This is a genomic window from Gemmatimonadaceae bacterium, assembly GCA_019752115.1.
Taxonomy (GTDB): Bacteria; Gemmatimonadota; Gemmatimonadetes; order Gemmatimonadales; family Gemmatimonadaceae; genus Gemmatimonas.
This window is the reverse complement of the sequence record JAIEMN010000022.1, coordinates 87,339-110,080: the sequence shown is the minus strand read 5'-3', so window position 1 is coordinate 110,080 and position 22,742 is coordinate 87,339. Positions and strand designations below refer to the sequence as shown.

The window sequence follows — 22,742 nt, the reverse complement described above, 5'->3', positions numbered from 1 at the left end:
GTCACGCGACCTTCTTGCCGGTCCACCGCTCCACGGCCTGCGCGCCCCCATGGCGCACGAGCCACGCGAACACCATCGTGCGCGTCAGACGCCCCGCGGCCAGCGCCAGAAAGAATTCCACGAACGGCACGCCCACGATCCCCGAGGCGATGCTCGTGAGTTTCGTGGACAACGGGCTCATGGTACTCGCAAAGATCGCCCACCCGCCCCACTCGGCGAGCGTGCCGCGGTAGCGATCGATCGTGGCCGGTGACAAGTCAAAGAAGTTCGCGAGCGGCCCCTGGAGTACCGACAGCGCCTCGTGTCCCAGCCAGTACAGCCCAACCGACCCGATCATCGTGCCAGCCGTTGCCACGAGGGCCAGCGTGTACGCGCGCGCCGGGCGGGCGAGCGCCAGCGGCAGAAAAAACAGATCGGCGAGCCCCGGGAAGATGAACCCCTGCAGCAGCCCCCAGCCGAGCACCACGCTGTTCGCCCAGCCGGCATCGGCCCACTGCTGCAGACGGGCATGCAGGCGCGCGAAGCGACCGAGCGGGGCAGTGGGAGCAGACATGCCGGAAAGATAGCCCAGACGGGCTGCGGGATAGCTCTCGGGCACCGACGGGACATCGCGAGAAACCGGCGGCGCCCCGCGCCGTACGACAGGGACAGGTCGTGTTCCCGCGACTACCTTTGGGGTCCCGCCCCGATGCCGGCTCTCGCCACTCGTCATTCGTGTACGCTGTCGACTTGCAGCACCTCACCAAGCGGTACGGGCCTGTCACCGCCGTCCGCGACTTGTCGCTCCAGATCGCACCGGGCGAAATCGTGGCCTTCCTCGGCCCCAATGGCGCCGGGAAGACGACGACCATCGATATGCTCCTTGGCCTCGCCCGCCCCGATGAGGGGAGTGTGACGGTCTACGGCCAGACGCCCGCTGACGCGATCGCGCGTGGCGACGTGGCCGCCGTGATGCAAACCGGCGGACTGCTCAAGGACTTCACCGTCGGCGAAACCGTGCGCTTCACCGCGTCGCTGTTTGCGCACACTCGCCCGGCGGCCGAGTGCATGGAGCGGGCGGGGATCGCGCACATCGCCGATCGGCAGGTTGGGAAGTGCTCCGGCGGTGAGCAACAGCGCCTGCGCTTTGCGATGGCGCTGTTGAGCGATCCGCGACTGCTCATTCTGGACGAGCCCACCACCGGGATGGACGTGGAGGGGCGTCGTGATTTCTGGGGCGCCATTCGCGCCGATGCGGGGAAGGGGCGCACGGTGTTGTTCGCCACCCACTATCTCGACGAGGCCGACGCGTACGCCGATCGCATCGTGCTGGTGCGGCAAGGGCAAATCGTCGCCGACGGTACCACCGCCGAGATCAAGGCGCTCGCAACCGGTCGCACGGTGCGCGCGTACTTGCCCGATGCACCGCTGGCCGCGATCGAGCAGCTCGCCGGCGTGACCCACGTGGAGACACGCGGCGATGCGGTGATCGTGCAGTGCGTCGATTCCGATGCCATCGCCCGTTGGTTGCTCACAGAAACCCCTGCGCGCGATCTCGAGATCACGTCGCAGAACCTCGAAGAGGCGTTCGTCGCCCTGACCGGTGACGACGCCCCAGCCGGAGCCGTGCGATGAGTACCGATGTCATCACCACGCGCAACGCCCCGCCCATGGGCGGATTCAATATCACCGCGCTGTCGCTCGAACTGCGGCGCGTGCTGCGCAATCGCCGCACGACGATGTTCATCTTCGTCTTCCCGAGTCTCTTCTTCTACCTGTTCGGCATGGCCGGCAATGCGGCCCGCCGTCCGGGTGGTGCCGCCATGCTCGGGTACGTGATGGTGAGCATGGCGGTGTACGGCGCGATGATCGGGGCGACGAGCGGCGGGGCAGCGGTCGCCGTCGAGCGGAGCCTCGGCTGGAGCCGCCAGCTGCGTCTGACCCCGCTCGCGCCGCCGGCGTACATCGCCATGAAGGTGATCGTGGCCATGACGCTCGGGTTGTTTGCGATTGTCTCCACCTTCACGATTGGCGCGCTGGTCGGCCACGTGTCGCTCGAACCACAGCAGTGGCTGCTGTGCGGGCTGGCGGCTTGGGGGAGCTCGTGCGTGTTCGCGGCCTTCGGCCTGTTCATGGGCTTTCTGGTGCCGTCGGAGAACGTGATGCAGTTCGCGGGGCCGGCCATGGCCGTGATGGCGCTCTTCGGGGGCATCTTCATGCCGGTCAGTACGCTGCCTCCCGGCGTGCAGACGGTGGCCAAGCTCACGCCCATGTACGGTGTGGGTGAGCTCGCCCGCTCGCCGCTCACGCACAACTTTCACATCGAAGCCGTGTTCAGCGTGATCGTGTGGGCGCTGGTGTTCGGCTCGCTGGCCATGCTCCTGTTTCGGCGCGATACCAAACGCGTATGACGCTCACCGTTCGCCATGCGTTGGTACTGGTGGTTCTCGCGGCTGCTTGCCAGCGCGCCCCATCGCTCTCGCCGCGGCCGCTCGTGCTGCCGCGAGGGACCGCCGATTCCGTGCGCACCGAGGCGGTCGCGCGCGGGGTCACGCTGCACTCGCTCGTGAACGTGGCCGCGCCGTGGCGCGCCTATGTGCTGGACGTGGATCTGCGATGCAACGCACTGCAGGCCGTCAAAGGTGCGCCGACGGCCGTGGGGCGGCTTACCACGAATCAGCTGCTGGCGGCCCTGCCGGCTGGTGCCCGGGCCGTCGCCGCGGTCAACGCCGACTTCTTCCTGTTTGCGCCGCCGGGTGTCCCGACCAACGCGCACGTCGAGCGCGGCGTGATGATCTCCGGGCCGGACAATCGCCCGGTCTTCTGGCAGGGGGTGAACGGCGCCGTCGGTTTCGACACACTGCGTGTAACTGGCACGCTCGGCGCCGGCGCGCGCACGGTGACGCTCACCGCCTGGAACCGCCCCGCCGTGCGCACGAACGGCGTGATCGACAGCAAGTGGGGCGCGCCGCTCGATACCGCCGTGCGCAAGCGCTACTGGCGACTCGATCCGGTGGGGGCGCCACTGCGGGGCGCCAAGACCATCACGCTGAGCGGCCGCTACATCGCGCATGCCCCGCGTGCCGGCGACACGCTCGTGCGCGGCGACACGCTCCTGCTCCATCTCGCCCCGCGCGAGGCGGCTCCCGCCGAGGGCGAGGCGATCACGCTGTCGGTGCAGTTGGTTGGCCGCGGGGCCACCGCCGCTCGCACCGCACTCGCCGAGGTGGTCGGCGGGCGCCCGATGCTGGTCGCCGACAGTGCGGCGGCGAAGGATGTGGACACCGATGGTCAGGCGAGCTTTCGCGATCTGAATCCCCGCACGCTCCTGGGCCTCGATCGCAAAGGCCGCCGCGCCTGGCTCGCCGTCGTCGACGGCCGTCAGAAGGGCTACAGCATGGGAATGACGCTGCGCCAGGAAGCGGAGCTGATGCTCGCGCTGGGCGCGACGCGGGCGATCAACCTCGACGGCGGGGGCTCGTCGGCGTTGGATATCCGTCGCGCGGACGGGTCGGTGCGGACGGTCAACAAGCCGAGTGATGCGGGGGGAGAACGGGCGGTGGCGAATGCACTCGCCGTCCGGCAGACGTGTAAGTAGCGCGAGAAAAAGGCGGAACCCCTGAGGCATCAGGGGGGAGGGAAAGAGGGAGTGGGCATCAGGACCGCGGGCTGATCACGCCGTCCTGATGCCTACTCCCTCTGTTCCGTCCCCCTGACGCCTGAGGGGTTCCAACCGGTTCAGTTCGCGCCGATCCTACAGTCGATCGAGATCCTCTTTCCCAATCACCGGATGCCACGGCCAGATCTCATACTGCGCCAACCCCAGTCGCGTGAACGGATCGCCGTTCCGGATGCGGTCGAGCGCCGCCTGTCCATCGGCATCGGGGACGCGGAACAGGAGGGCGCCGCCGAAGCGTGGTTCAAGCGGCCCGGACGCGAGCAGCGTCCCCTCGGCTTTGAGTTCGCGCAGATAGGCGCGGTGTTCGTCGACGTAGGGTGCCACCTCTTCGAAGGGGCGGCGATAGCGGATGATGGCCATGGCGTACATGCCTGAAACGAACGCGGCGGTACGGGCGGCGTCAACGGGGCCTCCGCGGAGCACCGGGGGCATCGGAGAACTACGGTGACAGTGCGTCGCGGAGGGCGCTCCACGCCATCCTGGCGCAGCCATGGCGGCCGGCGAACGGGGCAACGCCGCGCAGGGGTGTGAGACTCTCCGGCAGCTCGACCTCGGCGTTGCCGGCGAGCATCGCCTCGAGGTCGCCCGCCAGACGCAACGCGTCGCGCACCGACATGCCCACGACGGCATCGGTCATGAGGCTGGCCGAGGCGGTGGCGATGGAGCACGACTGACCGGTGAAGGACACATCCGCCACGCGTGCGCCGTCCAGCAGCACCATGACCTTGAGCTCGTCGCCGCACACCGGGTTCTTCTGCACGGCACTGGTCGTCGCACCGGGCATCTCGCGCTTGTTGTGCGGCGCCCGGTGATGTGCGAGGAGTGCCTCCTGGTACATCGCGCCGAGCGACGCGCTGGTGCGCTTGTCACTCGGCGCGGGCACGCGACTACTCGGTGACGGCGAAGAGCGACTGCGCGGCCTGCAGCGCGCCCACGAGGGCGTCCACGTCCGACTCGTCGCTGTAGACGTAGAAGCTCGCGCGCGCCGTGGCGCTCACGCCGAGGCGGCGCATGAGCGGCTGCGCGCAGTGATGGCCGGCGCGAATGCAGACGCCGTGCTGGTCAAGGATCGTGGCCAAGTCGTGCGGGTGCACGTCCGTCACCGAGAAGCTCACCACGCCGCTCCGCTGCGCCGGCGGTGGCCCATACACGGTCACGCCGGGGAGCGCGCGGATCTTGGCGTCGGCCAGCTCGAGCAGCGCGAGTTCATGCGCGCGCACGGCGGCCATGTCGAGCCCTTCGAGATAGCGCACGGCGGCCGCGAGGCCGACGGCATCGGCCGCGTTGGGCGTGCCGGCTTCGAACTTATGCGGGATCACATTCCACGTGCAGTCGAAATCGCGCACCCACTCGATCATGTCGCCACCAAACTGGTAGGGCGGCATCTGCTCGAGCAGCGCGCGACGACCGATCAGGCAGCCAATGCCCATGGGACCCAGCAGCTTGTGGCCGCTGAATGCGTAGAAGTCCACGCCCAGCTCATCGAACTGCACCGGCAGATGCGGGACCGCCTGGGCGCCGTCGGCCACGATCACCGCACTCGAACGCGCGCGCACGAGGTGGACGATGTCGCGGAGCGGTGAGATGGCGCCCACCGCGTTGGAGACGTGCGTGACGGCCACGAGGCGCGTGCGGGTGTTCACCGCGTCGCGGAGCGCGTCAATGTCGATCGTCTGCTGCGGCGTGAGCTCCACGATGCGGAGTGTCGCGCCGGTGGCGAGCGCGAGCTGCTGCCAGGGAATGAAATTGGCGTGGTGCTCGAGCGCGGTGACGACGATCTCATCACCCGCCTTCACGTGCGCGCGCCCCCAGCTCGACGCCACCAGGTTCATCGCCTCGGTGGTGCCGCGAGTGAAGATCACGCAGTCGCTATCCGCGCACCCCACGAAGCGGGCGATCGTGGCCCGCGCATCGTGATACAGATCCGTGGCCTTGGCCGACAGCGCGTAGGCGCCGCGGTGCGGGTTGGCGTTCGCGGTCTCGTAGAAGTCGCGGATGGCGTCCAGCACGGCGCGCGGCTTCTGCGACGTGGCCGCGGAGTCCAGATAGTGGAGCCCGGGGTTCGCGACGAGGAGCGGAAAATCTGACTTCGGAGCGAGACTGGCGAGCATGGTGTGGTTCGAAAGCGTATACGTGGGGCGCATACGTACTGCGCATACGTGGGGCGCATACGTACTGCGCATACGTGGGGCGCAGACAGGCTGCGGAACTACGTCAGACGTGGTCCAACAAATACCTCACCATCCTCGACCCGCACCGCGTGGGTCCCGATCGGATCCGTCGCGGGGCCCTGCAGCACCTCGCCCGTGCGCACATCGAACTGCGCACCATGCCAGGGGCACTCCAGCACACACGGACCGACCACATCGCCACCGCTCAAGGCGAAATCGCGGTGCGGGCAGCGGTCGTCCACCGCGTAGACCTGCTCGCCATCGCGCACCAGGCAGATGCGGCGCCCGTCCTCCAACTGCACGCCCAACGGAAAGCCGGCTTCGATCTCGCTGACCGGCGCCACACGGACGAATCCGGTGCTGCCCTGAATGCCGGTCATTCGGTGCTGACCGCGGCCGGTGCGCTCTCGCTTTCGAGCGCCGCCTTGAGCGTGTGCCAGCTCAGCGACGCGCACTTCACGCGCACCGGAAAGCGCGAGACGCCGCTGAACACGACCAGCTGCCCGAGGTCCTTGCCGCCGTTCTCATCCTGGCCGAGCACGAGCTGGTGGAAGCGATGAAACAGCGCCTCCGCTTCCGCGCGCGACTTCCCCTTCACGGCAGCCGTCATGAGCGACGCCGACGCCTTGGAGATGGCGCAGCCGTGACCGGTGAACTTCACGTCCTTGATGATGTCGCCCTCGACCACCAGCGCGACATGCACTTCGTCGCCGCACAGCGGATTCCGCCCGTCGGCCTCACGATTGGCGCCGTCGAGGGCGCCAAAGTTGCGAGGCTTGCGGTTGTGGTCGAGAATGACGCTCTGGTACAGCTCTTGTAGGTCGGACATGGTGCCTCGTGTAACTGCAACTGATCAGTTTCGAGTCTCGGGCTTTAGGTCGTGGGTTGTGGGTTTGGGGACCCACAACCCATTACCAAGAACCCGATACCCCTGACTGATCGGTTGCTGTTCTCAGTGGTTCGCCGAGCCGGTGAACCGCTCAATCGTCAGCTGCTCCAGCGCTTCCACGATCGTCGGGTTCTCGATCGTCTCCAGCACGTCGGCCGCAAAGGCGTACATCAGCAGCTGCTTGGCGAGCGTCTTGCCCACGCCGCGGCTCTTGAGGTAGAAGAGCGCGGTCTCGTCGATGCGCCCGACGGTCGCGCCGTGGGTGCACTTCACATCGTCGGCGAAGATCTCGAGCTGCGGCTTGGTGTCGATCTGCGCCGCTTCGGAGAGCAGGAGGGTCTGGTTCGTCTGCTTGCCGTCGGTCTTCTGGGCTTCGGGGTGCACGTACACCTTGCCGTTGAAGACGCCGTGCGAGCGGTCGTCGAGCAGCCCCTTATACACTTCGCGGCTGAAGCAGTTTTCCTTCACATGCTCCACGCGCGTCTGGTGGTCGCCGTGCTGCTGGCCATCCAGCATGTACAGACCGTTCAGCGTGCAGCCGCACCCTTCGCCATCCAGCACCGTGTACACGTTGCTGCGCGAGAGGCTGGCGCCCGTCTGGAAGGTGAACGTCACGAAGTGGCTGTCGCGCCCCTGCCGGGCTTCCACCGTGCTGATGTGCTGCGCCTGGCGCGACTCACGCTGGATGCGCACCACCTGCAGCGTGGCGCTGTTGTCGGTGAACGCCTCGACCACCGCGTTGGTGAAGTACGGCAGTTCGGCGAGCGACACGTAGCTCTCCACCACGCTCGCCTTGGCGTGCCGCTCGGCTACCAGAATGTGGCGCGGGTGGCTCATGAGGTTGGCGCCGTGCGCGTCCACCACGTGCAGGATGTGCACCGGGGTGTCGCTCACCATCTCCTTGGCGATGTGCACCAGCACCCCTTCGCCGGCGAACGCGGCGTTGAGCGCGGTGAACCCGTCGCGCGTGGCCGGCGCGGCCGTGCCGAGGTACTTGGCCAGGAGTTCGGGCTCCTGCTCGGCGGCCTGCGCGAGCGTCAGCACGCGGACCCCCTCGGGCAGCGCCGAGAGGTTCGAGAGCTGCGGCGCGTAGCGGCCGTTGAGGAACACCACGAGCGGCCAGCTGGCGTCGAGGAGGAAGGGGGCGAGCGCCGCGATGTCGGTCGCACCCGACATCGGCGCCCGCTCCACCGCCGCCTCATACTGCGCCGACGCGATGGCCGACACGTTGGTGTAGTGCCAGTCTTCGTTGCGCGTCGTGGGGAAGCCGAGCGTCTTGAACGCCTCGGCGCCGGCGACCCGGAGCGCCTTCAGGGTGCCGGGGGCCTCGGACGCGGACGCCGCGATGGCCTGCTCGGCGAAACGCAGTTCCGTGCTCACGCCGCCGTCTCCAGGACCCAATCGTAGCCGCGCGCTTCGAGCTCGAGCGCCAGCGACTTGTCGCCGCTCTTGATGATGCGGCCACCGGCCAGCACGTGCACGTAGTCGGGGACGATGTAGTTGAGGAGGCGCTGATAGTGCGTCACGACGATCGACGCATTGTCCGGGCGCTTGAGCGCGTTCACGCCCTGCGCGACGATGCGGAGCGCATCGATGTCGAGGCCGGAGTCGGTCTCGTCGAGGATGCTGAGCATCGGCTGCAGCACGGCCATCTGCAGGATCTCGTTGCGCTTCTTCTCACCGCCCGAGAAGCCGGCGTTCACCGAGCGGTTGAGCATGGACGGATCCATGTCCACCAGCTTGAGCTTCTCTTCCACCAGGTCGAGGAACTCCATCGGGTCGACTTCCTCGAGCCCCTTCGCCTTGCGGATCTCGTTGTACGCCGCGCGGAGGAAGTAGGCGTTCGTGACGCCCGGGATCTCCACGGGATACTGGAAGGCGAGGAACACGCCGTTCTGCGCGCGCACTTCGGCATCCATCTCCAGCAGGTTCTCGCCGTTGTAGATCACCTCACCGCCGGTGATCTCGTAGGCCGGATGGCCCGCGAGCACCTGCGCGAGCGTGCTCTTGCCCGAGCCGTTCGGGCCCATGACGGCATGCACTTCACCCGCGTTCACGGTGAGCGAGATGCCCTTGAGAATGGGCTTGCCGTCGATGGAGGCGTGGAGGTCGCGAATCTGGAGCATATGCGTGGAAGTCCCGTGGAGGGGCGGAAGTCGAGATGAAAACTGATTGGTGATGGGTTTCAGGTTCTTGGTCGTGGGTTATGGGTACCCACAACCCACGACCTAAAGCCCGAAACCCAGAACTGATCGGTCGAACACGAGGTCGGCGTTAGCCGACCGACCCTTCAAGCGTGATCCCCAGGAGCTGCTGCGCTTCCAGCGCAAACTCCATCGGCAGCTCCTTGAACACTTCCTTGCAGAAGCCGCTCACGATCATCGAGACGGCCTGCTCGGCGTCGAGGCCGCGCGCCTTGAGGTAGAAGATCTGGTCTTCGCCGATCTTACTCGTGGACGCTTCGTGCTCGAGCGTCGCGCTGTTGTTGCCGACTTCGACGTACGGGAAGGTGTGGGCGCCGCAGGCGTTGCCCACGAGCATCGAGTCGCACTGCGTGTAGTTGCGTGCGCCCTCGGCCTTGGGGAGGATCTGCACCTTGCCGCGGTAGCTGTTCTGCCCCTGCATCGCCGAGATGCCCTTCGAGACGATGGTGGACTTCGTGTTGCGGCCGATGTGGATCATCTTCGTGCCGGTGTCGGCCTGCTGCTTCTTGCTGGCCACGGCTACCGAGTAGAACTCACCCACCGAGTTGTCGCCCTGCAGGATCACGCTGGGGTACTTCCACGTGATTGCCGAACCGGTCTCGACCTGCGTCCAGGACACCTTGGCGTTGGTCATCGCCTTGGCGCGCTTGGTGACGAAGTTGTAGATGCCGCCCACGCCGTTCTCGTCGCCGGCGTACCAGTTCTGCACCGTGCTGTACTTCACCGTGGCGTTGTCGAGCGCAATGATCTCGACGATGGCCGCGTGCAGCTGGTTGGTGTCGCGCTTGGGCGCGGTGCACCCTTCCAGGTAGCTCACGTACGAGCCTTCATCGGCCACGATGAGCGTGCGCTCGAACTGCCCCGTTTCGGCGGCGTTGATGCGGAAGTACGTGGACAGCTCCATCGGGCAGCGCACACCCTTCGGGATGTAGCAGAAGGAGCCGTCGGAGAAAACCGCGCTGTTGAGCGCCGCGAAGAAGTTGTCGCTGTAGGGGACCACGGTGCCGAGGTACTTCTGCACCAGATCAGGGTGCTCGCGCACCGCTTCGCCGAACGACATGAAGATGATGCCGTGCTTGGCGAGTTCTTCCTTGTACGTCGTGCCCACCGACACCGAGTCAAACACGGCGTCGACGGCCACACCGGCGAGGCGCTTCTGCTCGGTGAGCGAGATACCCAGCTTGTTGTACGTCTCAAGGAGCGCCGGATCGACTTCGTCGAGCGATGCGAGCGGCTTCACCGACTTGGGCGCGCTGTAGTACGATGCCGCCTGATAGTCGATGGGCGGATACGTGACGTTCGCCCAATGCGGCTCCGTCATCGTCTGCCAGCGACGGAACGCCTTGAGGCGATAGTCCAGCAGCCACTGCGGCTCCTGCTTCTTCGCCGAAATGAAGCGCACCGTCTCTTCGGTCAGCCCCGGCGGGAGCGTCTCGGTTTCGATGTCGGTCGAAAAGCCGTACTGGTACTCGCGATTGACCAGTTGCTCGATCGTCGAACTCATGCCTGCTCCTGTCTCACCGTCGAAAGGTGACCTGAAACGCCATAATCACAGTGACTGCAGCCGTCCCGCCGATGCGCACCGCGCACGAGGGGAGCGCCCAGCAGCTTCTCCACGTACTTCGCTTCGACTGCACACGCTTCCGGGAAGCGGTCCACGATCTCCCGCACCGCGCAGTTGTGGATGCGCAGCGTGAACTGCGGCAGTTCAGACCGCCGCGCGAACTCCGCGCCCTCCGCCCCCTCCGCGTCCTCGGTGGCGCGTAGCGCCACCCCCATGTATCCGCGAGCCGTCAGCAGCTCCGCCACCAACGGCACGCGCTCCTCCAACGGCAACGCTTCCAGCACCGGCACCGCCTCATCGGCGAGCCGCTTCCATTCGGCCTCCAGCACCGCTTCCACGGCCGCATCGCCGGTTTGCGCCCGAATCGCTTCGAGCGCCGTGGCGAGCACCTGCACGTAGCTGCGCGGGAACAGCGCCTCGCCGGCGGCCGTGAGGGAGTACGTGAACACCGGCGCACCGACGCCGCGCACTTCCCGCTGGTACCGCACGAGCCCGTCGTCTTCGAGCGCCTTGAGGTGGCGGCGCAGGGCGTTCGCCGTGAGGCCGAACTGCTCCCCCAGCTCATGCGCCGACAGCGGCTGGGCCTTCTTCAAGGCGACCAGCAGCTCCGCGCGCACGCCGCGAAATCCCCCCAAGGCTCCAACGACATCCTCCATGTCCGATAATTTACATCGGATTTGGCGGATACGTCAACGAAAGTGTAAACGAATTCGTCAAACGATGGCGGCGAGCTCATCCAAAGGGATTCGCCGTTTCGCAACGGGTCCCGTCGTGGTACTGTATGCGGAGTCCGACGTCCCACCGCACTGTCACCCGCCCCTCTCCCCGCTTCCCGCCCGAGGACCATCGCAGTCGTGAAACTGACTGTCATTGCGGCCATTGTCGTGCTCGTGGTGGGCCTCATTGCGTTGTTCCGCGCCCAGCGGATCAACCAGGCGTCCATCGAACGGGATGGGCTGTCACGGTTTCGGGACAGCTTCCGCGGCAAGTATCCCGAAGTGCTGCTGGCGCAGGTCTATACGTACCTGGCGGAGCGGCACGGGGCGATGGAGCCGCATTACATCGTCAATCCGGGCGACGATCTCGAGCGGGTGTACGGCCTGATCGATCTCGACCTCGAAGACGCGGTGCTGGTCATTGCCGACCGGGCCGGCGCGCGGCTGCCCAAGGCGAACGAGCTCGATGCGCTCAAGACGCGGGTTCGCACCGTCGACGATCTGCTGCGTTACCTCGAGCCGTTCTTCCGCCCGGAAGTGGTGAAGGGTTGAGTTGACGCGCCGGCTACTGCTGGCGTTGGTCGTCCTGACGACCGCCTGCTCTCGCGGCCTGACGCCCATCGTGGCGCCGGCGCCGGCGGAGCCGCCGGTTGAATCACCGCCACCACGCCCGCGACTGGGCCCGACCCCGGCGCACGCCGGGCCGCTGAGCGCGGCGGTCACCCCCGACGATCTCGACGCCCTCTGGGCGCGCCAGCTCATGGTGCCGGTGCAGGGGATGTCCCGCGCGCGCATCCCGGACACCTTCACGGCCAAGCGGGACAAGGGCATTCACGGCGCCCTCGACATTCTGGCGCCGCGCTCCACGCCTGTCGTGGCGGCGGCCGACTGCATCATCGGGCGTCTCTTCGAAGGGCCTGTCGGCGGCATCGTGATCTATGCCTACGACCCCGATGAGCGCTTCGTGTATTACTACGCGCATCTCGAGCGCTATCGACGTGGCCTCGCCGTGGGCGACCGAGTCGCCAAGGGCTCGGTGATCGGCTACGTTGGAACGACGGGAAACGCCCCGCCGGACACCCCGCATCTGCACTTCCAGGTGATGAAGCGTGGGGTGGGGCGTGCCTGGTGGGATGGCCCGCCGATCAACCCGTACTCCTTTTTCGCCGCCGAGGCGCCCCCATGAGCATGACCGGCAAGGCGCGCGCGGAACTGCGCGCCGAAGCACACCATCTCGCCGTGCAGGTCCACATCGGCCACGCGGGGCTGACGCCGGCGCTCCTTCAGAGTCTGGACGACGTCCTGCGGACCCACGAGCTGGTGAAGGTGCAGGTCGCCAAGGGTGGCGAATTGTCGGCCAAGGAGGCGGTCCACGAGGTCGCCCCCGCGCTCGGCGCCGAGGTCATTCAGGTGATCGGCCGGACCTTCACGATCTACCGGCACAACCCCGAGCTCAAGAAGAGCGACACCCCCGCCTGGCGGAAGTAAGCGCGCGGCGGCCCGGCAACCTTCCGCGCTTGTCGCGCGTTCCTGCTGAGCTATCTTCCCTCGACCGGGATTCTCCCCCGAGAGTCATCGTCCGGTCGCGTTCGATCCGAGACCCTGCTCATGCCCTACGTCATCACTGAAGCCTGCATTTCCGTCAAGGACAAGTCGTGCGTGGACGTCTGCCCCGTCGACTGCATCTACGAAGGCGAGGACCAGCTGTACATCCACCCCGACGAGTGCATCGACTGCGGCGCCTGTGAGCCGGAGTGCCCGGTGACCGCGATCTTCCCCGAGGAAGACGTGCCCGTGCAGCTCAAGAGCTTCATCGGCAAGAACAAGGACGTGTTCAACGGCCCGACCCCGCCGGGGCGGCCGACGCGGTAACGCGTCCGCGGTAAACCCGCGAACCCCAAACCGAAAACCCCAGACCCCAAACTGATCAGTTTGGGGTCTGGGGTTTTCAGGTTTGGGGTCGTCGGGTTTAGAACTGCCAGCCGCGCGCCTTCAGCCAGAACAGCCCACCGAGCACGATGTACTGCCCGATCGTTGACCGCTCGCTCCAGATCGCCTCGCCCCAGTCGTGCTGCCCCTGGGTGCTGCCGGCGGGCGGGCGTCCGAACCAGCGCGGCGTGCGCGCCTTGTAGTCGAGATACTCCTGCCCGAAGATCGACTCAAGCACGCCTTCTTCGTAGCGCACGATGAGCGTGTACTCGATGGCGAAGATCAGCGTGGCGACGGGCAGAAACCAGAAGACGCCGCTCACCACCGTGAAGCCCATCCAGGCGAGGTAGTTGCCGACGTAGAGCGGATTGCGGCACCACGCGAAGGCGCCATAGGTCACCAGGCGCTGCACATCGCGGGAGCGGCGGCGCGTGACGGTGCCCGCGGCGGCCACGCCGGCGGTGCGCACCAATTCGCCGATCAGCACGAGCACGAGCCCCGCGATCCAGGTCGTTGGCGACTGCGTGCCCGGCACGAGCAGCGGCACCGCGAGAAAGGGGACCGGCAGCCAGCCGCGGTTCTTGAACAGCACCTGCCCGATACGGGCGGCGGTGGACCGTTCGGCGTCAGAGATCGTGGAAGAAGCAGTCATCGAGAGGGGCTACGAAACGGGCGGTCCAGCGATCGACGGATCGAGCGTGGACAGGAAGTCGGACAGGGCGTGCGTGGTGGCAGCGGGGCGTTCCAGGCAGGGCACATGTCCCGCGCCGGCAATGATCTCGAGGCGCACGCGAGCCTGCGACGGCAGGGCCTCCGCAATGGCGCGCGCTTCCTTGATCGGGGTCAGCACGTCGTCCTCACCCACCATCACCAGCGAAGGAACGCTAATCGTCCTGAGCGTCTCGCGTGAGTCCGGCCGGTCCCGGAGCGCCTGCAGGGCCCCGATGATGCCCGCGGCCGGCTGGCGCCCCATCATCGCGCGCAGCGTCTTCATGATCTCCGGGCGCCGTTCGCGGGTGGCCGGCCCCACCATGCCGGTGAGCTGTGGTTCCACGATCGCCCGGGCCCCGTCGCGCTTTACGAGCGCGATCATGTCATCGCGGCGCGCCTTGGCCTCGTCGGAGTCGGCCCCGGCGCGCGTATCGCTGAACACCATCGCCCGCACCCGGTTGGGATGGCGCCGCCACAGCGCCATGGCGATGTAGCCTCCCATGGACAGCCCGCAGATCACCGCCCGCTCGATCCCCAGCCAGTCGAGCAGCTGCACCACATCGTCGGCGTACTGCTCGACCGAAAAGGGCCCGTGCGTGGACGAGTGCCCAAAGCCGCGGATGTCCGGCACCAGGCAACGCACGCGCGGCGCCAGCGATAGGCGCTGCGCCGTCCACAGGGTCCGGTCATGCGGAAAGCCATGCAGAAAGACGACCGGCAAGCCGTCGCCGCTGTCGTCGTACCCCATCTGAAACCCGGGGAGCTGCGCGATCATCTTACGCCTCGAGTTTTCGCTGCTTCACCAGTTCCTTCTCGCGCGCGTTCTCGCGTTCGGCGATCATGCGCAACGGCACCAGCAGCGCGGCGGTGAGCGGGACGGCCACCATGAGGCCGATGAAGCCGAACACGAGCGTCATGAGCGTCTGCGCCACCAGCGTGATCGCCGGCGGCAGGTCCATCTCACCGCGCATGAGATACGGGATGAGCAGGTTGTTCTCGATGAACTGAATGCCCCAGTAGACGATGCCGACGGCCAGCGCCTTCTCGGGGGAGTCCACGAAGCCCATGAGAATGGCCGGCACCGCACTCAGGATCGGTCCCACCGTGGGAATGAACTCGAGGAGCCCGGCGATGAAGCCCAGCGCAAACGCCGCCTTCACCCCCAGCAGCAACAGCGCGATCATGCTCATGACGCCGATCACGACCATGGCAATGAGCTGCGTGACGAGCCATTTGCGCAGCACCGTGGCCATCTCGCCCATCACGAGCCGTACCTGCGCGCGTGACGCCGCCGGCACCGCCGCCAGTAGCCAGCCGCGATACACCTCGGGCTCGGCGCCGATGTAGATCGCCAGGAAGATCAGGAGTACGAAGCTCGTGAGGACGGCGACCGTGTTGCTCACGAAGGAGAACAGGTACTTCGCCGCCCCCGCCATCGCGGTCTGGAACTTCTGCCGGAGCGCCTCGCTGGCCGTGGTGACGGCCACCGGCGTGGCGGCCACCGGCGTGGCGGCCACCGGGGTGGCGGCCCCCGGGGGGGCGCTGGCGGCTGGAGGGCCGGCGGATGGCTTCGGCGGGGCGACGCTATCCGGGGTCGGCGCACCGGTGCCGGCGGCACTGGTGATGAGCGAGCCCAGGAGTCCACCCCGCTTGGCGTCGACCCAGGTCTGCATCTTGTGCAGGGCGTCCGGCACCTGCCGCTGGAGCTCCTTCCCCTGTTCGATCAGGGTCGGTGCCGTCCAGGTCAGCACACCGCCAATCGCCCCCAGGGCGCCGAACATGATGAGCGCCGCACCGATGCCCCGGCGGATCTTGAAGCGCTCGAGATAGTCGGCCCCGCGCCCGACCGCGAGCCCGAAGAGCGTGGCGAGAAACACGAGAAACACCAGCGAGCTCACCGACCAAAGCAGCTGGAGTCCGAACCAGACCGCCAGCACGACCACCGCCGCACGGGCGAGGTCGGCCGTCCGCCAGCCGCGCCGCTGGGGCGGCAGGTCTTCGGGCAGAAGCGATTCGTCGATCGTGGTCATGTGCTCGAAACTAGCGCCCGGGTATACTTTTCAGGGACCCATGCCTGCTCCCGCGCCATTGTATCTCGACACGGCCGACGCCGTCGATCGCTTTCTGTCCGACCTCAACGGTGTCCGGGCCCTCGCGCTCGACACCGAGGGCGCGAGTTTTCATCGCTTTGTCGATCGCATTTATCTGCTGCAGCTCTCCACCGCGCAGCACGAAGCGGTGATCGATCCGCTGCCGATCGGCACGCCCGTCAAGCTCGGCGTGCTGCTCGAAGATCCGCAGGTGGAAGTCGTGCTGCACGATGCCGACTACGATTTGCGCTTGCTGCATCAGGATTACGGGTGGCGGGTCACACATCTCTTCGACACGCGTGTCGCCGCTCAGCTCCTCGGCATTCGCGCGTTCGGCCTTGCGGCGTTGCTGGAGCAATTCTTCGGCCTCAAGCTGGACAAGAAGCATCAGCGGGCGGATTGGAGCATGCGTCCGCTCACCGCGGACATGCTCGACTACGCGGCGCAGGATACGCGGCATCTCCTGGGGTTGCGCGATCGTCTGCATCGCGAACTCGAGAAGAAGGGGCGCTTGCACTGGGCCAAGGAAGAATTCATTCGCGCCGAAGGGACGCGTTGGGATCCGGAAGGCGCCGAGCAGGCCTTCCTGCGCATGAAGGGCGCCCGCGATCTCACGCGGCGCGAGCTGGCGCGGTTGCGCGAACTCGTGGCCTGGCGCGATGCGATTGCCTCGGAGCTGGATCGCGCCACGTTTCGTGTGGCGGGCAACGAAGTGCTGCTCGATCTCGCCCGGCTGGCGCCTACCACCCGCGAGGCGCTCTTCGCGGTGAAGGGCTTCCCCCGCGGCATGTCGGAGGCGCGTGCCAGCGAAGCGCTGCAGGCGATCGTGCGCGGCAATGCCGTGGCGGAAGCCGATCTGCCGCGCTTCCCGAAGGCGGCCCGTTGGGACAAGGACCCCGAGTTCGACGAGCGCGTCGCGAAGCTCAAATCGGTGCGCGATGTCGTGGCCACCAAGCTCGATCTCGATCCCGGCGTGCTCTGTTCGCGTGATCGCATGGAGGCGGTCGCCCGCAAGAAGCCCCGCCATGTGGACGAGTTCGATGCCATTCCCGAGCTCCGGAAGTGGCAGGTGGAAGTGCTGGGGGCGGCCTTCGTGAAGGCGCTGGGCGGCGCCGCGCCCACCGCCCCGGCCGACGACTCACCGTACAAGGATTGACGTCCGCCGCACGCCGCCGGGATGCGGTGTGCACGGTCACCTGAGGCGTCGATCCACCTGTGGCGCCTGAGCCACCCTGTTCTGTGGGCGCTGCACTCCCCGATCGATCATCAGAGTGGCAGAATTCTCACAAACCATTGTCTGGTAATATTTTACGGCAATTTTGCCAGTTGCCGGATTGCATGCGTTGCGCGGCATAAACAGTGCGAAGGAAGGTGGCCGTCCCTCGGTTGACTTGGCCTTTTGCACCATCGCCGCATGCGAAACGAGTCTCTCAGCACCCGCGTCTCCCGACACCTCGGTGACGACCTCCAGCGCCGGTTCTATGTGGTGGCGTTGGGCGCGATGCTCGTGGATCTGGCGACCAAGGCGATGGCCGTGCGCGCGCTGGGCGAGACGGGGATTGTGCCGCTCTTCGACCGCGTCACGCTGATGCTGGTATGGAACACGGGCGCGGCCGGCGGCATCTCGATGGGCCCGTTCACGGCGCAGCTCAATGTGCTGATGACCAGCCTGGCGGTCCTGCTCGTGGTCTCGGTCGTACGCGCCATCGCCAGCGTGGATCCCCGCGCGGTCCTCGCGCTCGGCATGGTCACGGGCGGCGCGCTCGGCAACCTCGCGAGCATTCTGGGCGGGCACGAAGGCGTGGCCGATTTCATCGGCCTGCAGCTGTGGGGCGACACCACGATCGTGGCGAACGTCGCCGATCTCATGCTGTGGAGCGGGGCGCTGCTGCTGGTGCCGATTGCGGCGACGCTGGTCAGTCGCGTGCGCGCGGAACGCGCGGGTGCCACCGTCCTACCGGAAACGGCCGCCTGATCGGCGGCCGTTCGTTCTTCTGACGGATCAGAAGCCCATGTAGGCGCGGACCCGGGGCTCAATGCGCTCCGGGGTCCAGGGTGGCGACCAGACGAGATTCATCTGCACGTCGGCCACGCCCGGCAGGCCACGGAGCTGCTGCTCCGCCTCGCCCATGATTTCCGGCCCGGAAGGGCACCCAGGCGACGTAAGGCTCATATCCACCTTCACGGTGGCTCCCTCGACCTGCACGTCGTAGACGAGTCCCAGGTCCACGATGTTGAGGTTGAGCTCCGGGTCCTTCACGCGCCGAAGCACCAGGCGCGCCTGGTCAACGGACACGCCCAGATCGGGGGCCGGGCTATCGGGAGTCAGTTCGTCGGACATACAAGAAACATAGCGCGGGGGGCAACTGCGCCGTTCCCCGACGGCCCGCTCAGCGCTTCTTCTTCGCGGGCGGCTTCTTGGTCGACGCCTTCTTGGCCGTGGACTTCCTGGCGGTGCTCTTGGAGGCGGACGCCTTGCTGCCGGCCTTCTTGCCCGAGGCCTTGGCCGAGCTCTTCTTGCTCACCGCCTTCTTGGCCGACCCCTTCTTGGCGGCCGCTCGGCGCGCCGCGGCCGCCCGCCGCCGCGCGGCGGCGCTGGTGGCCCGTCGCGAGCGCAGCGGGCGGTTCCAGTCTTCGGCCACATCGGCGCGGAAGGCAGCCGGCATCGCCCGGACCCCCTGCGGATCGTCCATCACCGCCAGCACGGCCGCATCGGCCAGATCGTTCCGCACATCGGCGATGACCTTGCTGGGGCGCCGCGCCCGCGCGGCGTGCACGCGGTTCGTCAGCAGGATGACAAACATCTGCCGATCGGGGTCGATCCAGAGCGAGGTCCCGGTGAAGCCGGTGTGACCGAAGGCGCGCTCCGACATGTACTGGCCGCACCCCGCGCCGCCGTCGCAGGTATCCCACCCGAGGGCGCGATGACCGGCCGCGCGTCGCGTAAAGAGCTGCACGGTGGAGTCGGCCACGACGCGCACCCCGTTGTAGACGCCGCCGTCAAGCAGCATCTGCGCGAACACCGACAGATCACTCGCGGTGCTGAACAGCCCCGCATGCCCGGCGATCCCGCCGAGGGCGTAGGCATTCTCGTCGTGCACTTCCCCGCGCAGCGGATATCCGCGGGGCGGGGCGATTTCGGTGGGCGCGGTGCGCGCGATATCGGCACCGTCCACCCGATAGTGCGTGTCGTTCATCCCGAGGCGCCGGAAGACGCGCGCCTCGAGGAAGGTGTCGAGCGACTCCCCGCTCACGGCTTCGGCGACAAAGCCCAGGAGGTCGGCGCCCAGATCCGAGTATTCGTAGCAGGCGCCTGGCGTGCACTGCACCGGTGATGACAGCACCGCGGCTCGCGCCTCGGCCGGCGTGCTCGCGATACGCCACAGCTCACGGCCGGCCGGGAGGCCACCACGATGCGTCAGCAGGTGGCGCACGGTGACCTGATCCCGCAGGCCGCCGGTGAAGCCGGGGACGTAGCGGTTGACCGGGGCGTCGAGGTCGATCTTGCCATCGTCGTACAGCACCATGATGGCCGTGGTCGTGGCCACCACCTTGGTGAGCGACGCGAGGTCGTAGAGGCTCTCCTGCGCGCTGACGCGGCTGCGCCCCGTCCAGTCGAGGGTGCCGATGCCGCGCTGCCAGACGGAGTAGCCCTTGCGGCCCACCACGAGGGCCGCGCCGGGGAACCCACCGGCATCGACGCCGCGCTGCACCACCCGGTCGATCGTGCCCAGTCGCTCGGCCGACATGCCCACAGCCGCCGGCTCCCGCTCGGGCAGACCCGCCCCGCGCGGAATGGCGACGTGCGTGACGTCGGCAGCAGCAATGACCAACGCAGCGAGCAGGAACACCGGGAGAATCCGTCCGTAGGGAGATCCAGAGGCATTTACGACAGGCGGCTCCGCCCGTCAAGCGCTATACCCCGTTCTCCCCTCTACGATCGGCACGATGTGATGGCAACAGCCGGTGATATTCGACCCAACGGCGCCGCCCGCGTACGGGAGAGCAGGCAACCGAGGAAACCCTGCGCGGGGGGCCGGTGACAGATTTGGTGAACCCCATGGAGACCGACGCCGCCATCGTTCGACGGGCGATTGAGGGGGACGAACGCGCCATGCGGCTGCTGTGGAATCAGCACGCGCCGCACGTGGACGCGGTCGTTCGCCGACTCGCCGGAGATCCCGACCTTGCCGAGGATATCGCGCAGGAGGTCTGGATCCAGATCTTCCGTGCCCTCCCGTCCTGGCGGGGGGACGCGAAGTTCAGCACGTGGATTCATCGCGTCGCCATCAATCGCACGCTGAACGCGCTCCGCAGCGTCAAGCGGCTCGCGGCCGCGGAAACGGCCATCGAGGAAGATTCGGCGGTGGTCGAGCAGGATGCCGAACGCAGCATGCTCGCCCGCACGATCGAAGACGCGGCGCGGCAGCTATCCCCCGGGGCGCGCACGGTGTTTCTGCTGCACGACGTCGAAGGGTATACGCACGAAGAGATCGCGGCCGAACTGGGGATCACCCCCGGCGGCTCCAAGTCACAGCTGTTCAAGGCGCGGGCGAAGTTGCGCCGGTTGCTCGCCCCGCTCGTGGATTCGTTTTCTTCCGGCCTGGATCGCAGCTATGCAGCACCTTGATGCCGCGCGGCTTGCCGCGTTCGATCATGACCCGTTCACGCCCGACGAACTGGCCCACCTCGCCGGCTGTGCCGCCTGTCGCGCCGAGCGCGATGCGGTGGCGCAGCTGGTGACGTACGCGGGGGGCGTGGTCACGCAGGATATCGCCTCCGATGCGCCGCGGTTGGTGGCGTGGGATTCGCTGGCGCGGAGTCTCCGCGACGAAGGGTTGCTCACGACCGGTGAGCATGCGGCGCCCGATGCCGCACGCGACGCCGCCGAACCACCACCGATCGCCCGGCGCGATCGGCAGGTCGTACCGCGCCACGTCGAGACGCCGGTGTCGGGGCAGCGGTGGTTCCAGCGCGTGCGGCAGGTCGCCGCGGCGCTGGCGCTCGTGGCCGGTGGGGCCGTGATGGGTCGCCTGAGCACTGGGGCGGAAACGGCGACGGGCCCCGTGGCGCAGGCGGGGGCGATGGCGCGCGCCGTGGGCTTCGGGGACACCGGATTCGCCTCGGTGGAGCAGGCCACGCAGGTGCTGAATCAGGCGCAGCGCGACTACGAGCGCGCATCGGTGTGGCTCGCATCGAACGATCCGACCATTCGCGACTCGGACGTCTATCGCGCGCGACTCGCCGCACTCGATCAGATGATGGCCGCCTCGCGCGCCGCGTTGCGCGAAGCGCCGCAGGATCCGGTGCTCAATCACTACTACCTGTCCGCGTACAGCGCGCGTGAAGCGACGCTGCAGGCGCTCAGCGGGGCGTTGCCGGTGGACAAGGTGATCGAGCGGTACTGATGATGACGCGTACTCAGCACACCCGGCGCCGCTGGCCCGTCGCCGCCGCCGTCGCGGCGGCGGCCGCGATGATGGCGCCGCTCTGGCAGTCGGCGGCCGCGCAGTCCACCACCGTGAAGTCGACGGTGCGCATGCGCGCGCCGGCCATGGCGAATGCCTGCGAGGAGCTGGCGAGCTCCCCGTCGGCGCTCGCGCAGGCGCCGGAAGGGCTCGCGCTGCTGCGTCTCAAGCGTGAGCTCGAAGGCGCGGTGGAAACGCTGCAGCGCAACCAGCAGCTGCAGCGCGAACAGGTGCGGCAGCTCTCCCAGGTGCAGCGCGGCGTCGATTCGGCAATGCAGGTGGTCGTGCGCTACTTCGGCCGGAACGGCGCGCCGGAGGAAGTCGTGACGATTCGGCGCGGCGATTCTGCGCGCGTCGTGACGCCGCAGGGGCGGACGATCGAGACGCGCAGTCTGTTCCTCAGCTTCGATTCCACGATGCGGGCCGTCGGGCCGGCGATGATTCGGGGCATGGGCCCCGCGGTCGATGTGATGGTGCGCGCGCTCCAGCCACAAGTCGCCGCGCTCGCCGGGGCCGCCGAGGCGCAGATCGCCGAGCGGGCGCCGAGCGGCTACGTGGGCGTGTCGTTGTCCGGCGCGCAGGTCCGGCTGGTCACCCCAGAGGGCGTGGTGACGAGTCACTGCGAGTATCCGCTGGTGGAGTCGGTCGACGCCGGCTCACCCGCCGAGAAGGCGGGGCTCGCGGCCGGGGATACGGTGGTCGCGTACAACGGGCGTGATGTGACGCAGCAGGCGATCAACTACAGCGAGATGCTGGTGCCGGGGAGCACGCTGCGCGTACGCGTCCGCAAGTCGGGGAAGCCGCGCGAGGTACCCGTCGTCGTGGCGGCCCGCCGCGAGGAGCCGCGTAAGCTGATGATGGTGCGCGTCCCGCCGCCGCCCTCGGCGCCGCCCGTGCCACCCGCCGTGATGATGAGCGGCACCGGCGTGGCCGTGCTGGCCGGTGCCCAGTTCTCCACGATCGACGACGACTTTGCCAGCACGCTCGATCTCGAAGCCGGCGTCCTCGTGCTCCGCGTCCCGCCAGGCACCCCCGCCGCCGAAGCCGGCCTCCGCGCCGGGGAAGTCGTGGTGCGGGTGAACGGACAGCGCGTACGCGATGTCGCGGCGCTGCGCCGCGCGATCGCGGGAGGGGGAGATGTGAAGCTGGGCGTACAGTCGCGCGCGGGAGAGCGCCTCGTCGTGCTTCGGGGGAGATAAACGCGAGGTCGTGCCGGTCACCGCCACCGTAGTTCAGGAGCCAGGCAGAAGTACAAAGGGGGGAGTGCCAACTCCCCCCTTCAATCTTCCCCCTGGCCCCTAAAGTACCGAGCCAGTGACCAGCACCCCTTAGCGGCTAATTC

At 67.7% G+C, this 22,742-nt stretch carries 27 protein-coding genes; 12 read left to right on the top strand and 15 right to left on the bottom strand.

The genetic code is table 11. The features are described 5' to 3' along the window. Window position 1: 1 nt before the first annotated feature. The gene (locus tag K2R93_11435) at window positions 2–553 is read right to left on the bottom strand and encodes a VTT domain-containing protein (GenBank protein MBY0490443.1); all 552 of its coding nucleotides are present in this window, start codon (window positions 551–553) and stop codon (window positions 2–4) included. A gap of 161 nt (window positions 554–714) precedes the next feature. Here K2R93_11435 and K2R93_11430 point away from each other — a divergent pair, with 161 nt between their 5' ends. Genes K2R93_11430 through K2R93_11420 form a run of 3 tightly spaced genes read left to right on the top strand, consistent with a single transcriptional unit; the run spans window position 715 to window position 3,577 of the window. After that, on the top strand, window positions 715–1,614 hold the full coding sequence (locus tag K2R93_11430) for an ABC transporter ATP-binding protein (GenBank protein MBY0490442.1): 900 nt from the start codon (window positions 715–717) through the stop codon (window positions 1,612–1,614). Beyond that, window positions 1,611–2,390: an ABC transporter permease gene (locus tag K2R93_11425; protein MBY0490441.1), complete on the top strand. Its 780-nt coding sequence runs from the start codon at window positions 1,611–1,613 to the stop codon at window positions 2,388–2,390. The genes K2R93_11430 and K2R93_11425 overlap by 4 nt, the downstream gene beginning before the upstream one ends. Then, a complete protein-coding gene (locus K2R93_11420; protein MBY0490440.1) occupies window positions 2,387–3,577 on the top strand; it encodes a phosphodiester glycosidase family protein in 1,191 nt (396 codons plus the stop codon). Before K2R93_11425 ends, K2R93_11420 begins: the two co-directional genes overlap by 4 nt. A 156-nt stretch (window positions 3,578–3,733) precedes the next feature. Here the strand turns inward: K2R93_11420 and K2R93_11415 are convergent, their stop codons facing one another. The 9 genes from K2R93_11415 to K2R93_11375 form a co-directional block, all read right to left on the bottom strand. Further along, window positions 3,734–4,027: a YciI family protein gene (locus K2R93_11415; protein MBY0490439.1), complete on the bottom strand. Its 294-nt coding sequence runs from the start codon at window positions 4,025–4,027 to the stop codon at window positions 3,734–3,736. 70 nt (window positions 4,028–4,097) lie between these two features. Continuing rightward, window positions 4,098–4,541 carry an SUF system NifU family Fe-S cluster assembly protein gene (locus K2R93_11410; protein ID MBY0490438.1) on the bottom strand — a complete coding sequence of 148 codons (444 nt, stop codon included), beginning with the start codon at window positions 4,539–4,541 and terminating at the stop codon, window positions 4,098–4,100. 4 nt (window positions 4,542–4,545) lie between these two features. Further along, on the bottom strand, window positions 4,546–5,769 hold the full coding sequence (locus K2R93_11405; protein ID MBY0490437.1) for a cysteine desulfurase: 1,224 nt from the start codon (window positions 5,767–5,769) through the stop codon (window positions 4,546–4,548). Window positions 5,770–5,867: 98 nt separating this feature from the next. Further along, the gene (locus K2R93_11400) at window positions 5,868–6,209 is read right to left on the bottom strand and encodes a non-heme iron oxygenase ferredoxin subunit (GenBank protein MBY0490436.1); all 342 of its coding nucleotides are present in this window, start codon (window positions 6,207–6,209) and stop codon (window positions 5,868–5,870) included. After that, window positions 6,206–6,658: an SUF system NifU family Fe-S cluster assembly protein gene (locus tag K2R93_11395; GenBank protein ID MBY0490435.1), complete on the bottom strand. Its 453-nt coding sequence runs from the start codon at window positions 6,656–6,658 to the stop codon at window positions 6,206–6,208. The genes K2R93_11400 and K2R93_11395 overlap by 4 nt, the downstream gene beginning before the upstream one ends. Window positions 6,659–6,781: 123 nt before the next feature. After that, window positions 6,782–8,098, bottom strand: a complete 1,317-nt coding sequence (gene sufD / locus K2R93_11390) for a Fe-S cluster assembly protein SufD (protein ID MBY0490434.1) — start codon at window positions 8,096–8,098, stop codon at window positions 6,782–6,784. Continuing rightward, entirely contained in the window at window positions 8,095–8,844 is a 750-nt protein-coding gene (gene sufC / locus K2R93_11385) for a Fe-S cluster assembly ATPase SufC (GenBank protein MBY0490433.1), read from the bottom strand. Before sufC ends, sufD begins: the two co-directional genes overlap by 4 nt. A gap of 148 nt (window positions 8,845–8,992) precedes the next feature. Further along, complete coding sequence (sufB, locus tag K2R93_11380) at window positions 8,993–10,426, bottom strand: Fe-S cluster assembly protein SufB (protein MBY0490432.1); 1,434 nt, start codon at window positions 10,424–10,426, stop codon at window positions 8,993–8,995. Then, on the bottom strand, window positions 10,423–11,142 hold the full coding sequence (locus K2R93_11375) for a helix-turn-helix domain-containing protein (protein MBY0490431.1): 720 nt from the start codon (window positions 11,140–11,142) through the stop codon (window positions 10,423–10,425). The genes sufB and K2R93_11375 overlap by 4 nt, the downstream gene beginning before the upstream one ends. Window positions 11,143–11,340: 198 nt before the next feature. Between K2R93_11375 and K2R93_11370 the strand changes: the two genes are divergently transcribed. From K2R93_11370 to K2R93_11355, 4 genes are all read left to right on the top strand, one after another. Beyond that, on the top strand, window positions 11,341–11,754 hold the full coding sequence (locus K2R93_11370) for a hypothetical protein (GenBank protein ID MBY0490430.1): 414 nt from the start codon (window positions 11,341–11,343) through the stop codon (window positions 11,752–11,754). Between the two features lies 1 nt (window position 11,755). Further along, window positions 11,756–12,388, top strand: a complete 633-nt coding sequence (locus K2R93_11365) for a M23 family metallopeptidase (GenBank protein MBY0490429.1) — start codon at window positions 11,756–11,758, stop codon at window positions 12,386–12,388. Next, window positions 12,385–12,690, top strand: a complete 306-nt coding sequence (locus K2R93_11360) for a YhbY family RNA-binding protein (GenBank protein ID MBY0490428.1) — start codon at window positions 12,385–12,387, stop codon at window positions 12,688–12,690. Before K2R93_11365 ends, K2R93_11360 begins: the two co-directional genes overlap by 4 nt. A gap of 120 nt (window positions 12,691–12,810) precedes the next feature. Beyond that, a complete protein-coding gene (locus tag K2R93_11355; protein MBY0490427.1) occupies window positions 12,811–13,074 on the top strand; it encodes a ferredoxin family protein in 264 nt (87 codons plus the stop codon). Between the two features lie 97 nt (window positions 13,075–13,171). Here K2R93_11355 and K2R93_11350 read toward each other — a convergent pair whose 3' ends face one another. From K2R93_11350 to K2R93_11340, 3 genes are read right to left on the bottom strand one after another with little or no spacing between them, the layout of a single operon-like run. Further along, window positions 13,172–13,783, bottom strand: a complete 612-nt coding sequence (locus K2R93_11350; GenBank protein MBY0490426.1) for an isoprenylcysteine carboxylmethyltransferase family protein — start codon at window positions 13,781–13,783, stop codon at window positions 13,172–13,174. Window positions 13,784–13,792: 9 nt separating this feature from the next. Beyond that, window positions 13,793–14,617 carry an alpha/beta hydrolase gene (locus K2R93_11345; GenBank protein ID MBY0490425.1) on the bottom strand — a complete coding sequence of 275 codons (825 nt, stop codon included), beginning with the start codon at window positions 14,615–14,617 and terminating at the stop codon, window positions 13,793–13,795. 1 nt (window position 14,618) lies between these two features. After that, window positions 14,619–15,872, bottom strand: a complete 1,254-nt coding sequence (locus tag K2R93_11340; protein MBY0490424.1) for an AI-2E family transporter — start codon at window positions 15,870–15,872, stop codon at window positions 14,619–14,621. A gap of 40 nt (window positions 15,873–15,912) precedes the next feature. Here K2R93_11340 and K2R93_11335 point away from each other — a divergent pair, with 40 nt between their 5' ends. Both K2R93_11335 and K2R93_11330 read left to right on the top strand, forming a co-directional pair. Then, a complete protein-coding gene (locus K2R93_11335) occupies window positions 15,913–17,088 on the top strand; it encodes an HRDC domain-containing protein (protein MBY0490423.1) in 1,176 nt (391 codons plus the stop codon). A 258-nt stretch (window positions 17,089–17,346) separates the two neighbouring features. Beyond that, complete coding sequence (locus K2R93_11330) at window positions 17,347–17,907, top strand: signal peptidase II (GenBank protein ID MBY0490422.1); 561 nt, start codon at window positions 17,347–17,349, stop codon at window positions 17,905–17,907. Window positions 17,908–17,934: 27 nt separating this feature from the next. On the opposite strand, the gene K2R93_11325 is transcribed toward K2R93_11330, so the two are convergent. Continuing rightward, complete coding sequence (locus tag K2R93_11325) at window positions 17,935–18,273, bottom strand: metal-sulfur cluster assembly factor (GenBank protein ID MBY0490421.1); 339 nt, start codon at window positions 18,271–18,273, stop codon at window positions 17,935–17,937. Window positions 18,274–18,322: 49 nt separating this feature from the next. Then, window positions 18,323–19,783 carry a serine hydrolase gene (locus K2R93_11320; GenBank protein ID MBY0490420.1) on the bottom strand — a complete coding sequence of 487 codons (1,461 nt, stop codon included), beginning with the start codon at window positions 19,781–19,783 and terminating at the stop codon, window positions 18,323–18,325. Between the two features lie 209 nt (window positions 19,784–19,992). On the opposite strand from K2R93_11320, the gene K2R93_11315 reads away from it, so the two are divergent. From K2R93_11315 to K2R93_11305, 3 genes are read left to right on the top strand one after another with little or no spacing between them, the layout of a single operon-like run. After that, window positions 19,993–20,562, top strand: coding sequence for a sigma-70 family RNA polymerase sigma factor (locus K2R93_11315; protein MBY0490419.1), 570 nt, complete (start codon window positions 19,993–19,995; stop codon window positions 20,560–20,562). Beyond that, window positions 20,549–21,340, top strand: coding sequence for a hypothetical protein (locus K2R93_11310; protein ID MBY0490418.1), 792 nt, complete (start codon window positions 20,549–20,551; stop codon window positions 21,338–21,340). Before K2R93_11315 ends, K2R93_11310 begins: the two co-directional genes overlap by 14 nt. Further along, a complete protein-coding gene (locus tag K2R93_11305) occupies window positions 21,340–22,599 on the top strand; it encodes a PDZ domain-containing protein (GenBank protein MBY0490417.1) in 1,260 nt (419 codons plus the stop codon). The genes K2R93_11310 and K2R93_11305 overlap by 1 nt, the downstream gene beginning before the upstream one ends. Window positions 22,600–22,742 lie beyond the last annotated feature (143 nt).

Bases quoted from the DNA above. Each gene is read 5' to 3' on its own strand.
- K2R93_11335 (MBY0490423.1), top strand. From the start codon at position 15,913: ATGCCTGCTCCCGCGCCATTGTATCTCGACACGGCCGACGCCGTCGAT.
- K2R93_11405 (MBY0490437.1), bottom strand. From the start codon at position 5,769: ATGCTCGCCAGTCTCGCTCCGAAGTCAGATTTTCCGCTCCTCGTCGCG.
- K2R93_11425 (MBY0490441.1), top strand. From the start codon at position 1,611: ATGAGTACCGATGTCATCACCACGCGCAACGCCCCGCCCATGGGCGGA.
- K2R93_11325 (MBY0490421.1), bottom strand. From the start codon at position 18,273: ATGTCCGACGAACTGACTCCCGATAGCCCGGCCCCCGATCTGGGCGTG.
- K2R93_11355 (MBY0490427.1), top strand. From the start codon at position 12,811: ATGCCCTACGTCATCACTGAAGCCTGCATTTCCGTCAAGGACAAGTCG.
- K2R93_11415 (MBY0490439.1), bottom strand. From the start codon at position 4,027: ATGTACGCCATGGCCATCATCCGCTATCGCCGCCCCTTCGAAGAGGTG.
- K2R93_11435 (MBY0490443.1), bottom strand. From the start codon at position 553: ATGTCTGCTCCCACTGCCCCGCTCGGTCGCTTCGCGCGCCTGCATGCC.
- K2R93_11310 (MBY0490418.1), top strand. From the start codon at position 20,549: ATGCAGCACCTTGATGCCGCGCGGCTTGCCGCGTTCGATCATGACCCG.
- K2R93_11375 (MBY0490431.1), bottom strand. From the start codon at position 11,142: ATGGAGGATGTCGTTGGAGCCTTGGGGGGATTTCGCGGCGTGCGCGCG.
- K2R93_11305 (MBY0490417.1), top strand. From the start codon at position 21,340: ATGATGACGCGTACTCAGCACACCCGGCGCCGCTGGCCCGTCGCCGCC.
- K2R93_11400 (MBY0490436.1), bottom strand. From the start codon at position 6,209: ATGACCGGCATTCAGGGCAGCACCGGATTCGTCCGTGTGGCGCCGGTC.
- sufC (MBY0490433.1), bottom strand. From the start codon at position 8,844: ATGCTCCAGATTCGCGACCTCCACGCCTCCATCGACGGCAAGCCCATT.
- K2R93_11345 (MBY0490425.1), bottom strand. From the start codon at position 14,617: ATGATCGCGCAGCTCCCCGGGTTTCAGATGGGGTACGACGACAGCGGC.
- K2R93_11315 (MBY0490419.1), top strand. From the start codon at position 19,993: ATGGAGACCGACGCCGCCATCGTTCGACGGGCGATTGAGGGGGACGAA.
- K2R93_11360 (MBY0490428.1), top strand. From the start codon at position 12,385: ATGAGCATGACCGGCAAGGCGCGCGCGGAACTGCGCGCCGAAGCACAC.
- K2R93_11420 (MBY0490440.1), top strand. From the start codon at position 2,387: ATGACGCTCACCGTTCGCCATGCGTTGGTACTGGTGGTTCTCGCGGCT.
- K2R93_11395 (MBY0490435.1), bottom strand. From the start codon at position 6,658: ATGTCCGACCTACAAGAGCTGTACCAGAGCGTCATTCTCGACCACAAC.
- K2R93_11340 (MBY0490424.1), bottom strand. From the start codon at position 15,872: ATGACCACGATCGACGAATCGCTTCTGCCCGAAGACCTGCCGCCCCAG.
- K2R93_11350 (MBY0490426.1), bottom strand. From the start codon at position 13,783: ATGACTGCTTCTTCCACGATCTCTGACGCCGAACGGTCCACCGCCGCC.
- sufB (MBY0490432.1), bottom strand. From the start codon at position 10,426: ATGAGTTCGACGATCGAGCAACTGGTCAATCGCGAGTACCAGTACGGC.
- K2R93_11330 (MBY0490422.1), top strand. From the start codon at position 17,347: ATGCGAAACGAGTCTCTCAGCACCCGCGTCTCCCGACACCTCGGTGAC.